8 protein-coding genes are annotated in these 11,901 nt (G+C 70.4%); 2 read left to right on the forward strand and 6 right to left on the reverse strand.

Features of this window, described 5'->3' with window-relative positions:
- Window positions 1-23 precede the first annotated feature (23 nt).
- On the reverse strand, window positions 24-929 hold the full coding sequence (locus OHA65_RS18955; protein WP_327284276.1) for an LLM class flavin-dependent oxidoreductase: 906 nt from the start codon (window positions 927-929) through the stop codon (window positions 24-26).
- 148 nt (window positions 930-1,077) lie between these two features.
- Between OHA65_RS18955 and OHA65_RS18960 the strand changes: the two genes are divergently transcribed.
- Entirely contained in the window at window positions 1,078-1,962 is an 885-nt protein-coding gene (locus tag OHA65_RS18960) for a Cof-type HAD-IIB family hydrolase (RefSeq protein ID WP_371644125.1), read from the forward strand.
- A gap of 32 nt (window positions 1,963-1,994) precedes the next feature.
- Here OHA65_RS18960 and OHA65_RS18965 read toward each other — a convergent pair whose 3' ends face one another.
- Genes OHA65_RS18965 through OHA65_RS18980 form a run of 4 tightly spaced genes read right to left on the reverse strand, consistent with a single transcriptional unit; the run spans window position 1,995 to window position 9,882 of the window.
- Window positions 1,995-3,731, reverse strand: a complete 1,737-nt coding sequence (locus OHA65_RS18965; RefSeq protein WP_329314013.1) for a GAF domain-containing protein — start codon at window positions 3,729-3,731, stop codon at window positions 1,995-1,997.
- Between the two features lie 24 nt (window positions 3,732-3,755).
- Window positions 3,756-7,313, reverse strand: coding sequence for a thiol reductant ABC exporter subunit CydD (cydD, locus tag OHA65_RS18970; protein ID WP_371644128.1), 3,558 nt, complete (start codon window positions 7,311-7,313; stop codon window positions 3,756-3,758).
- Between the two features lie 43 nt (window positions 7,314-7,356).
- Window positions 7,357-8,358: a cytochrome d ubiquinol oxidase subunit II gene (cydB, locus tag OHA65_RS18975; RefSeq protein ID WP_328763206.1), complete on the reverse strand. Its 1,002-nt coding sequence runs from the start codon at window positions 8,356-8,358 to the stop codon at window positions 7,357-7,359.
- Window positions 8,359-8,376: 18 nt separating this feature from the next.
- A complete protein-coding gene (locus OHA65_RS18980; protein ID WP_327284281.1) occupies window positions 8,377-9,882 on the reverse strand; it encodes a cytochrome ubiquinol oxidase subunit I in 1,506 nt (501 codons plus the stop codon).
- Window positions 9,883-10,072: 190 nt separating this feature from the next.
- Here OHA65_RS18980 and OHA65_RS18985 point away from each other — a divergent pair, with 190 nt between their 5' ends.
- Window positions 10,073-10,441, forward strand: coding sequence for a cyclophilin-like fold protein (locus OHA65_RS18985; RefSeq protein ID WP_266627638.1), 369 nt, complete (start codon window positions 10,073-10,075; stop codon window positions 10,439-10,441).
- A 67-nt stretch (window positions 10,442-10,508) separates the two neighbouring features.
- On the opposite strand, the gene hisC is transcribed toward OHA65_RS18985, so the two are convergent.
- The gene (hisC, locus tag OHA65_RS18990) at window positions 10,509-11,591 is read right to left on the reverse strand and encodes a histidinol-phosphate transaminase (protein WP_327284282.1); all 1,083 of its coding nucleotides are present in this window, start codon (window positions 11,589-11,591) and stop codon (window positions 10,509-10,511) included.
- Window positions 11,592-11,901: the final 310 nt, after the last annotated feature.

Raw genomic sequence — 11,901 nt, forward strand, 5'->3', positions numbered from 1 at the left:
ACGGCGACGGGGCATCACGGTCATCAGCCGGCCAGCTGGGCCAGGCCCTGCGTGGCGATCTTCTCGAAGACGTTCTCGTCGGCCGCGAACTCGGAGTCCGGGATCGGCGCGTGGATCACGATCTCGGTGAAGCCGAGCGCTTGGTGACGGCCGGCGAAGTCGACGAACGCGTCGACCGAGTCCAGCATCGTGTTGCGCTCCGGGGTGAAGCCGGTCAGCAGGATCTTCTCCATCGACTCCGGCGCGCGCCCGATCTCGGCGAACGCCTTGTCGAGCCGGGCCAGCTGGCCGGCGATGGCCTCCAGCGACTGCTCGGGGGTGCCCTCCTCGAAGAGCTTCGGATCGCCGGTGGTCACCCAGGCCTGGCCGTGGGCGGCAGCCAGCTTGAGACCACGCGGGCCGTTAGCAGCGACCGCGAACGGCAGTCGCGGCTGCTGCACGCAGCCGGGGATGTTGCGGGCCTCGTCGGCAGAGTAGAAGCTACCGCGTTCGCTGACCGCAGCCTCGGTGAGCAGCCGGTCCAGCAGGGGAACGAACTCCGCGAAGCGGTCCGCACGCTCCCGCGGGCTCCAGGGGTCCTGACCGAGCGCGGTGGCATCGAACCCATTGCCGCCGGCGCCGATGCCGAGGGTGAAACGGCCGCCGGAGATGTCGTCCAGCGACATGAGCTCCTTGGCCAGCGTCACCGGGTGTCGGAAGTTCGGAGAGGTGACGAGCGTGCCCAGTCGCAGCTTCTCGGTGGCTGCGGCCGCCGCGGTCAGGGTCGGGATCGCGCCAAACCACGGCAGGTCACGGAAGGACCTCCAGGTCAGGTGGTCATAGGTGTATGCCGTGTGGAACCCGAGCCGCTCGGCTCGCACCCACTGGTCGCGGCCGCCCGCATGCCACGGACGTACCGGGAGGATCACAGTGCTCAGACGCAGACTCATGCGTTCGAGCCTACGACCCTGCTCGTGTTTCACGTGAAACATCTGCCGTCCCCGTGTCATCGAGGGACACGTTTCAGCGGTGGTCGGGGAAGAAACATCGCCATCCAGCGCACGGGCTCTGCCCGCTCTGGTCCGCGGCCGCAAGGCCATGGGCGAAGATGGAGGCGTGACCTCGGCTCCCCAGCGCCCGGACGGGCCAACCTCCACTCCCCGGCTCATCGCCACCGACCTCGACGGCACCCTGCTGCGCGACGACAAATCCGTCTCGCTCCGCACGGTCGCCGCGCTCGCAGCCGCCGAGGAGGCCGGGATCGAGGTCTTCTTCGTCACCGGCCGCCCCGCCCGCTGGATGGACGTGGTCAGCGATCACGTCCACGGCCACGGCCTGGCGATCTGCGCGAACGGAGCCGCGGTGGTCGACCTGCACGCGGGCCGGGAGTTCGTACAGGTACGCGCGCTGCCGCGGGCCACGGCGCTGACGGTGGTGGATACCCTGCGCTCCGTCGCCCCGGGCACCTCCTTCGCGGTCGAGACGACCACCGGCATCAATTACGAGCCGCTGTACCCGCCCTTCTTCCAGGACCCGGGCGCCCATGTGGCGACCGCCGAGAAGCTGCTGGAGGAGGAGGCCGACGACACCTCCGCTCCCGTCCTGAAGCTGCTCGCGCACCACCCCGAGCTCGCCCCGGACGCATTCCTGGCTCTCGCCCGCTCGGCCGCCGGCGCTTACGCGTCGATCACCCGCTCCAGCCCGACGGCCCTGCTGGAAATCAGCGGGCTGGGGGTCTCCAAGGCCAGCACCCTGGAGCTGTGCTGCGCCGAGCGCGGGATCTCCCCCGCCGAGGTCGTGGCCTTCGGTGACATGCCGAACGACGTGGAGATGCTCCGCTGGGCGGGCACCTCGTACGCGATGGGCAACGCCCACCCGGACGTCCTCGCGGCCGCCTCCGGCCGTACGGTCGCCAACAACGAGGACGGCGTCGCGGTCGTCATCGAGCGCCTCGTCACGGAGCGCGCCGCCCACCAGCGGTAGCGCCGGAGCCGGCGCAAGAGCCGGCCGGAGCGTCAGAGCGGGGCCTCCCACACCAGGGTGGTTCCCGTGCTCTCCTCTCCGATCCCGGGGCCGTACGAGCTCGACCCGCCCAGCGACTCGGCCCGCCGGCGCAGATTCCGCAGCCCGCTGCGCCGGCCGCCTTCGGCGATGCCCACCCCGTCGTCGGCGACCTCCAGCCGTACCCCGGGCCTCCCCTCGGCCAGCGTCACGGTGCAGTCCACCACCACCTCGATCCGGGACGCCTCCGCGTGCCGGAAGGCATTCGACAGGGCCTCGCGCAGCGCTGCGATCAGGTTCTTGCCCACGAGCTCGCCGACCACCGTGTCGACCGGGCCGAGGAACCGGTGCGACGGCTTGAAACCCAGTGGCACCGCGGCCATGTTGATCTCTCGCAGGACCCGGGTGCGCAGCCCCGACGGGACCTCGGCGGGTCCCTGCTGCAGCGCGAAGATCGCGGTGCGGATCTCCTGAATGGTCACGTCCAGCTCGTCCACGGCCTTGCCGACCCCATCGACGACCTCCGGGACGACTGACCGCCGCTGGGCGCCCTCCAGCATCAATCCGGTGGCGAACAGCCGCTGGATGACGAGGTCGTGCAGGTCCCGGGCGATCCGGTCACGGTCCTCGAACACCGCGAGCCGCTCCCGGTCACGCTGCGCCTCGGCCATCATCAGCGCGAGCGCGGCCTGGGAGGCGAACTGGGTGGCCAGGGTCCGCTCGGCCTCACTGAACGGCCGCTTGCCCCGCCCCCGCGGGGTGACCAGTGCGCCGAGCACCCGCCCGCCGCTGTGCAGCGGCAGCATCATGCAGGGCCCGTACTGACTGGTCAGCCGGCTGACCATGCGGGGATCGGACGCGGCGTCGTCCACGAAGACCGGCTCACCCCTGAGCAGCTTCGCCACCACCGGGCTCTCGGCCGGAATCACCAGGCCGAGCGAGGTGGCCGGGTTGTCGGCGGAGACGGCGACGATCTCCATGCCTCCCTCCTCAGCGGGCAGCATCACGATCCCGGCGGCGGAGTCGGCCAGACGGCGGGCCTGCTCGGCCACCACCGCGAGGGCGTCGTCCGCGTCCCCGCCCGACAGCAGGGCGGTCGTGACGGCCACCGAGCCGTCGATCCACCGCTCCCGCTGGGTGGCGGCCTCGTACAACCGGGCGTTGCCGATGGCGATGCCCGCCTCGGTGGCCAGGACCCGGACCATGTGGACGTCATAGTCGTTGAACCGGCCGCCGCCGTTCTTCTCGGCGAGGTACAGATTGCCGAAGATCTCCCCCTGCACCCGGATCGGGACACCGAGGAAGGTCTTCATGGGTGGGTGGTGGGCAGGGAACCCGGCCGAGCGCGGATCCTTCGTCAGATCGGCGAGCTGCACCGTGTCGGGGTGCGAGATCAGCGCACCGAGCAAACCCCGCTTCCCGTCCGGCCGGTGTCCGATCTTCCGGGCCGTCTCCGCGTCGATGCCGAAGGTGACGAAGTCCGACAACCCGCGGCCCTCGGTGTCGACGACCCCGATCGCCGCGTACCGGGCGTCCGCGAGTTCGGCCGCGGTCTCGCAGATGCGGTCGAGCGTGGAGTGCAGTTCGAGGCCGGTGCCGACCGAGCGCATGGCCTCCAGCAGTTGCGGCACCCGCGCAGTGAGCTCGGTGGAGAGGCCCTGCAGACTCCGGGTGGCCTGGGTGGCCGCCTCCAGCGGGTCCGGTGTTCCGGGTGGTGACTCCGGCGGTTCCTGCGACTCCTGCGCTGACATGCCCTTGAGCCTAGTTAGTCCCTTTTACCGGGGAAAGTTGGCCAGGACCCCGTCGGCCGCCCGCTCGCGCTCCAGCAGCTTCTGCAACGGGCCCTCGGCGGCAGCCAGCTCCGCGTAGGCACCGCGCTGCACGACCGTTCCGCGATCCAGTACGACCACCTCGTCGACCGCGTCCAGGCCCGCCAGCCGGTGCGTGATCAGCACCGTGGTCCGACCCTCGGTCGCGGCGAGCAGATCCGCCGTCAGGGCGTCCGCGGTGGCCAGGTCCAGGTGCTCGGCCGGCTCGTCGAGCACGAGGACGGGGAAGTCTGCGAGCAGCGCCCTGGCCAGGGCCAGCCGCTGGCGCTGGCCACCCGAGATCCGCTCGCCGTGCTCGCCGACCAGGGTGTCCAGGCCGTCCGGGAGGCCATCGGCCCACTCCAGCAGCCGGGCAGCCGCCAAGGCCTCCCGCAGCTGCTCCTCGCTCGCCCCGGTCCGGGCCAGCCGCAGGTTCTCCCGTACCGAGCTGTCGAAGAGGTGCGCGTCCTGCGCGCACAGGCCCACGATCCGGCGGACCTCGTCGCCGTCGAGCGTGCGCGCATCGGTCGCGCCCAAGGTGTACGTGCCCTCGTGCAGGTCCAAGAACCGCAGCAGGACCTGGGCCAGCGAGGTCTTGCCCGCGCCCGAGGAGCCCACGACGGCGATCCGGCGGCCGGCCTCCAGCGTCAGGTCCAGCCCGTGCAGGGCGTCCTGTTCCTGTCCGGGATGCCGGGCTGCCAGCCCGGTCAGCCGCAGCGGGAACGGGGTGGCCGGCGCCTCGGCCGGGTACTCCGGCTCGGCGACCGGAACGGGCGCGTCGATGACCTCGTGGATCCGCTCGGCGCTGCGGCGCACCCGCTGCCGGTACTGAACGGCCTGCGGAAGCCCGTTGACCGCCTCGAAGGCGGCGAGCGGAGTCAGCACGGCCACGGCCATGGCCACGCCGGACAACCGTCCGTCGTACACGGCATCGCCGGCCAGGGCCGCGGCTACCACCACGGTCAGCCCGCACACCAGGGCGGTCAGCCCGCTCCCGAGTCCGGTGGCGGCGGCTCCCCGCGAGGCGATGGCGGTCAGCGTCCGGTCGCTGTCCTTCGCAGCCTCCTTGCGCCCCGCCAGCGCGCCGGCGACGGTCAGCTCGGCGGTCCCGGTCAGCAGATCGGCCACCCGGGTCGCGAGTTCTCCCCGGGCCGGTGCCAGCCGCCGCTCCGCGCGCCGGGCGCAAGCTCCGCTGACGAGCGGCACCCCGACCCCGGCGGCGAGCAGCCCCACGGCGAGCGCGGCTCCGGCACCGGGCAGCAGCCAGACGGTGAAGGCGACCGAGCCGGTGCCGACGAGCACAGCGGTGCCGACCGGCAGCAGCCAGCGCAGCCAGTAGTCCTGGAGGGAGTCGGCGTCGGCCACCAGACGGGCCAGCAGGTCTCCGCGCCGCTGCTCCCGCAGTCCGGCGGGTGCGATGCGCTCCAGCCGGCGGAAGACCGAGACCCGCAGTTCGGCGAGCATCCGCAGCACGGCGTCGTGGGAGACGAGCCGCTCCGCGTACCGGAAGACGGCCCGCCCGATCCCGAAGGTCCGGGTGGCCGTGACGGCCACCATCAGGTAGAGCACGGGCGGCTGTTCCGAGGCACGCGAGATGAGCCATCCGGAGACGGCCATCAACCCGACGCTGCACCCGACGGCCAGTGCCCCGAGCAGCAGACCGAGCCGGAACCGCCCCTGCCAGGGCTTGGCCACGGCACGCACCCGCCGGAGCGGATGGCCCCCTCCCGACTCGCCGCCGACGGCCTTGGCCGCCCGCTCGGGGGCGCTGCCGAGGATCCATTCCCCGGGACCGGACGGCCCGTTGCGCTCCCCGCCGAGGCCGGCGGAACTCCCGGGACCGGTTCCGAGCCGGACGGGGGAGGGATGGGGAACAGCTCCCGCCCCCGCCGCGCCCACCGGCACCACGCGGTCGGCCACGGCCAGCAGCGCCGGCCGGTGGACGACCAGCAGTACGGTCCGCCCGACCGCGAGGCGTCGTACCGCCTCGACCACGGCCGCCTCGGTCTCCCCGTCGAGAGCCGCGGTCGGCTCGTCCAGCAGCAGCACCGGCCGGTCCGCCAGGAACGCCCGGGCCAGAGCCAGCCGCTGGCGCTGTCCGGCGGACAGCCCGACCCCGCCCTCTCCCAGCTCCGTGTCGACTCCGCGGGGCAGCGCGGACACGAACTCCCACGCCCCGGCGTCCTGCAGTGCCCGGGTCACCGCGTCCGCGGACGCCTCAGGCCGGGCCAGCCGGACGTTCTGCGCGATCGTCCCGGCGAACAGGTGCGGGCGCTGAGGCACCCACGCGATCCGCTCCCGCCACTGCTCAAGCGAGAGCGACGCGAGGTCCACGCCCCCGATCCGCACCTGACCCGCGGTCGGCGCCACGAAGCCCAGTAGCACCTGGAGCAGCGTGGACTTGCCCGCGCCGCTCGGCCCGGTCAAGGCCACGCACTCCCCGGGTCCGACGGACAGCGAGACCGGTGCCGGCGAGTCCTCTCCCCGGCCCTCGTGGCGGACCGCGACCCCGTCGATCTCGATCCGCAGCCGCGCCGCCGGCACCGGGGCCCCGTCGCCGCCGGCAGCGACGGGGTTCTGGAGCACCTCGAAGATCTCCTCCGCGGCCGCCAGCCCCTCGGCGGCCGCGTGGTACTGCGCCCCTACCTGGCGCAGCGGCAGGTACGCCTCGGGCGCCAGGATCAGGATGACCAGTCCCGTGTACAGGTCGAGCTCGCCGTGGACCAGCCGCATGCCGATGGTCACGGCGACGAGCGCCACGGACAGCGTCGCCAGCAGCTCCAGCGCGAAGGACGAGAGGAAGGCGATGCGCAGGGTCCGCACCGTCGCCTGTCGGTACTCGTCGGTGATCTTGCGGATCGACTCGGCCTGGGCCTTGGCCCGGCCGAAGACCTTCAGCGTCGGCAGTCCGGCCACTACGTCCAGGAAGTGCCCCGACAGCCGGGACAGCAGCCGCCACTGGCGGTCCATGCGGGACTGCGTGGCCATGCCGATCAGCACCATGAACAGCGGAATGAGCGGCAGCGTGACCACGATGATGGCTGCCGACACCCAGTCCTCGGTGACGATCCGGGCGAGGACCGACACCGGGACGACCACCGCGAGCCCCAGCTGGGGCAGGTAGCGGGAGAAGTAGTCGTCGAGGGCGTCCACGCCCCGGGTGGCCAGGGCCACCAGCGATCCGGTCCGCTGACCGCTCAGCCAGCCGGGCCCCAGATCGGCGGCCCGGTCCAGCAGCCGCCCCCGCAGCTGCGACTTGACCGCCGCTCCGGCCCGGTGGGCGGCCAGCTCCGTGAGCCAGGCGAGCAGGCCGCGCCCCAGCGCCACGGCCGCGAGCAGCAGCAGCGGCGTCCGCAGTGCCCCTCCGTCCAGCCCCTGCTCGAAGGCGCCGACCACGATCTCGGCGATCAGCATCGCCTGACCGACGACCAGCCCCGCCCCGGCAAGTCCCAGGGCCACCACGGCCGCCAGGAAGAGGCGGGTGGAGCGGGCGTACCGAAGCAGGCGCGGGTCGATCGGTTTCACGTGAAACATCCCCCAGAGCAGGGCCGGGCAGAAGGGTCAGGGATCAGTGCGCGTCGGCGATGTGCTGCGTACCGATCCGCTTGCGGAACACCCAGTAGGTCCAGCCCTGGTAGAGCAGGACGAGCGGCGTGGCCACTCCCGCGCACCAGGTCATGATCTTAAGGGTGTACGGGCTGGACGAGGCGTTGGTGACCGTGAGGTTCCAGGCGTCGTTCAACGAGGACGGCATCACGTTCGGGAAGAGCGTCAGGAAGAGCATCGCGACCGCGGCAGCGATGGTGACCCCGGAGAGGGCGAACGACCAGCCCTCGCGGCCCGCCAGGTTGAACGCGAGGGCGCCGGCCAGTGCCACGACCGCGACGGCCATGGCGATCATGCTCTTGCCGTCACCACGCGAGACCTGGGTCCAGATCAGGAAGACGAGCGCCAGCACGGCGGTGAGCACACCCAGCCGGGTAGCCAGCGCGCGCGAGCGCTCCCGGATGTCCCCGACCGTCTTGAGGGAGGTGAACACCGTCCCGTGGAAGGTGAAGAGCGTGAGGGTGACGAGGCCGCCCAGCAGGGAGTAGACGTTGAGCAGGTCCAGGAGGCTGCCGACGTACTCCATGTGCGCGTCGATCTTCACGCCGCGCACGATGTTGGCGAACGCCACGCCCCACAGGAACGCGGGGATCAGCGAGGTCCAGAAGATGGCGTGTTCCCAGTTGGTCTGCCACTTCTCCTCGTCCCGCTTGTGCCGGTACTCGAAGGCGACACCGCGGATGATCAGACAGATCAGGATGAGCAGCAGCGGCAGGTAGAACCCCGAGAAGAGGGTGGCGTACCACTCCGGGAAGGCGGCGAAGGTCGCACCGCCGGCGGTGAGCAGCCAGACCTCGTTGCCGTCCCACACGGGCCCGATCGTGTTGATCAGGACCCGCCTCTCCGTACGGTCGCGGGCGAGCAGCTTGGTCAGGACACCGACCCCGAAGTCGAAGCCCTCCAGGAAGAAGTAGCCGGTCCACAGGACCGCGATGAGCACGAACCAGACGTCATGGAGTTGCATGGTGTGGTCCCCTCGGCCTCAGTAGGAGAAGGCCATCGGCCGGTCGGGGTTCGTGTCGTCCCCGCCGATCTTGGTGGGCGGGTTCAGGTCGGCCTCGGTGAGCTCGGGCGGACCGAGCTTCACGTACTTCACCATCAGCCTGACCTCGATCACCGCGAGCACGGCGTACAGGAGCGTGAAGCCGATCATCGAGGTGAGCACCTCGCCCTGGGAGACGTGGGGCGAGACCGCGTCACGGGTGCGCAGGACTCCGTAGACCACCCAGGGCTGGCGGCCCATCTCGGTGAAGATCCAGCCCCAGGAGTTGGCGATGAGCGGGAAGCCCATGGTCCAGAGGGCGACGATCCAGTACCACGTGGCGAACCGGGGGCTCAGCGCCTTCTTGAAGAGGACCAGGTGCGGAACCTCGTCCTCGCCGGTCCGCAGGCCCGGAGGCAGCATGAACTTCTTCCGGGTGAGCCAGAGCCCCAGCACCCCGACGCCGAGCGATGCCATGCCGAAGCCGATCATCCAGCGGAAGCCCCAGTAGGCGACCGGAATGTTGGGCCGGTAGTCGCCGGGCCCGAACTTCTCCTGTTCGGCCTTGTTGACGTCGTTGATGCCGGGGACGAACGAGGTGAAGTCGTCGTTGGCCAGGAAGGACAGCAGGCCCGGGATCTCTATCGCGACCTTGTTGTGGCCCTTTTCGACGTCTCCGTAGGCGAAGACGGAGAAGGGCGCGGGCGCCTCGCCGTCCCACAGCGCCTCGGCGGCGGCCATCTTCATCGGCTGCTGCTTGAACATCACCTTTCCGAGCAGGTCACCGCTGATGGCGGTGCCCATGCCGGCGATGATCAGGGTGACCAGGCCGAGCCGCAGCGAGGTCCTCATCACGGGGATGTGCTTCTTGCGGGCCAGGTGGAAGGCCGAGATGCCGACCATGAAGGCGCCGCCGACCAGGAAGGCCGCCGTGATGGTGTGGAAGAACTGGGTCAGCGCGGTGTTCTGGGTGAGGACCAGCCAGAAGTCGGTGAGCTCGGCCCGGCCCCGTTCCTCGTTGATCCGGTAGCCGACCGGGTGCTGCATCCAGGAATTCGCCGCGAGGATGAAGTACGCGGAGAGGATGGTGCCGATCGAGACCATCCAGATGCAGGCCAGGTGGATCTTCTTCGGCAGCTTGTCCCAGCCGAAGATCCACAGGCCGATGAAGGTCGACTCGAAGAAGAAGGCGATGAGTGCCTCGAAGGCCAGCGGGGCCCCGAAGATGTCACCGACGAACCGCGAGTAGTCGGACCAGTTCATGCCGAACTGGAACTCCTGCACGATGCCCGTGACGACACCCATCGCGATATTGATCAAGAAAAGCTTGCCCCAGAACTTGGTGGCCCTGAGGTACTTCTCCTTCCCCGAACGCACCCAGGCGGTCTGAAGGCCTGCCGTGAGGGCGGCGAGCGAGATCGTCAGCGGGACGAAGAGGAAGTGGTAGACGGTGGTGATGCCGAACTGCCAGCGCGCCAACGTCTCTGGCGCCAAAGCTACGTCCACGTCGTCGTCTCCTTCGGTGCGCCGTGGTCACTGCCGCAGTTTGTCTGCCATGCCCTACCCAATACCCGACAAAGCAGGACACGCTTGTGAACGCGTTCACATTCACAAGCATTATGTCGTACCGCTCCGGACGGCTTTCAGCCGGGGTCCCCCCTAGCCAATACATTCAACAGATTGTTGAATGCCGCTCATGAGGATTCGAATCTCCTGGCCCGCGGGCCAGCTCACGGCAACCCTTGACGAGACCCCGACCAGCAAGGCGCTGGCCGAGGCCCTCCCGATCTCCGCGTCCGCCCACACCTGGGGCGAGGAGGTCTACTTCGACACCGGCGTCTCCGTGGCACTGGAACACGACGCCCGGCAGGTCGTCGACCCGGGCACGGTCGCCTTCTGGACCGAAGGCGACGCGCTCGCGCTTCCCTACGGCCCCACGCCCATCTCGCGCGGAGGCGAGAGCCGCCTGGCGAGCCCGTGCAACGTGCTCGGCTCGTTCGACGGCGACCCCCGCCTGCTGTCCACCGTCCGCGACGGCGACCCGATCCGCGTGGAACTCGCCTGACTCCCGAGGACCCGCGCCATCCCTGAAGACCTGCGCAGCCCCTGCGGACCCGCGCAGTCCCCGAGGGCTACATCTCCTTGAAGAAGGCCTCCGCCGTGTGCAGGAAGAGGTCGTTCGCCTCGGGCTCGCCGATCGTGACCCGCAGGCCCTCACCCGCGAAGGGCCGGACCACCACACCGGCCTTCTCGCAGGCTGCCGCGAACTCGGCGGTCCGCTCCCCCAGCCGCATCCACACGAAGTTCGCCTGCGTCTCCGGCACCACGGTCCAGCCCTGCCCGAGCAGCGTCTTGTAGACCCGCGCGCGCTCACCCACCAGCGCCCCGACCCGGCCCATCAGCTCGTCCTCGGCACGCAGCGAGGCGACCGCCGCGTCCTGGGCGAGCTGGCTGACGCCGAAGGGCACGGCCGTCTTGCGCAGCGCCGCCGCCACCGGCTCGTGTGCCACCGCGAACCCCACGCGCAGGCCGGCCAGCCCGTACGCCTTGGAGAAGGTGCGCAACACGCAGACGTTCGGGCGGTTGCGGTAGAGCTCGATGCCGTCCGGCACCTCGACGTCGCGGACGAACTCCCGGTAGGCCTCGTCCAGCACCACCAGGATGTCCGAGGGCACCCGGTCCAGGAACCGCTCCAGCTCGGCACGGCGCACCGCGGTGCCGGTGGGGTTGTTGGGGTTGCAGACGAAGATCAGCCGGGTCCGCTCGGTGATCGCGTCGAACATCGCATCGAGGTCGTGCACGTCCCCCTCGGTCAGCGGGACCTGCACGGACTTCGCACCCGAGATCTGCGTGATGATCGGGTAGGCCTCGAAGGACCGCCAGGCGTAGATGACCTCGTCGCCCGGGCCGGCCGTCGACTGGATCAGTGACTGGGCCACGCCCACGGAACCCGTACCCGTGGCGACGTGCTCGACCGGCACACCGAACCGCTCGGCGAGCTCGTTCACCAGGCCCGTGCACGCCATGTCCGGGTATCGGTTGAACTGTCCGGCCGCCGCGATCGCCGTCTCCAGCACCCCGGACAGCGGCGGGTACGGGTTCTCGTTCGAGGACAGCTTGTACGCGACGGGCCCGCCCGCAGCAGCGGGCTTCCCGGGCTTGTAGGTGGGAATGCCGTCCAGCTCGGCGCGCAGCTTCGGGCTCTTCTCGCTCACCGCAGGTCCTCCTCGACCGTCCCGTACGACGTCGCCGTCGACTCAATACTGCTCACCTTATGAGGATTCCGCTCTCCCGAAAATGGCAGCGCCAGGATTGCGGGGGAGCGCACGCATATATGCGTGCGCCGGTGGCCCGCGCCGTGGCGCGCATCCCTCGTACAGGTGAGTTGAGACCGCCCCCGGACCACACCGGTTTGGCATGCCCGTACCCGGCGACAAACGGCCCGCTTACTCTCTGCTCCCAAATTCCTTCATTTCCAAGGTCATTGGGGGTGGCGAACCATGCAGAATCGTGCCTGTCAACGGG

The sequence above is a fragment of the Streptomyces sp. NBC_00045 genome, from assembly GCF_045041095.1.
Lineage (GTDB): Bacteria > Actinomycetota > Actinomycetes > Streptomycetales > Streptomycetaceae > Streptomyces.

What these genes read in the sequence shown, in the direction of transcription:
- OHA65_RS18955 (WP_327284276.1), bottom strand. Translation starts at nt 929, where the DNA reads ATGAGTCTGCGTCTGAGCACTGTGATCCTCCCGGTACGTCCGTGGCAT.
- OHA65_RS18960 (WP_371644125.1), top strand. Translation starts at nt 1,078, where the DNA reads ATGGGCGAAGATGGAGGCGTGACCTCGGCTCCCCAGCGCCCGGACGGG.
- OHA65_RS18965 (WP_329314013.1), bottom strand. Translation starts at nt 3,731, where the DNA reads ATGTCAGCGCAGGAGTCGCAGGAACCGCCGGAGTCACCACCCGGAACA.
- cydB (WP_328763206.1), bottom strand. Translation starts at nt 8,358, where the DNA reads ATGCAACTCCATGACGTCTGGTTCGTGCTCATCGCGGTCCTGTGGACC.
- OHA65_RS18985 (WP_266627638.1), top strand. Translation starts at nt 10,073, where the DNA reads ATGAGGATTCGAATCTCCTGGCCCGCGGGCCAGCTCACGGCAACCCTT.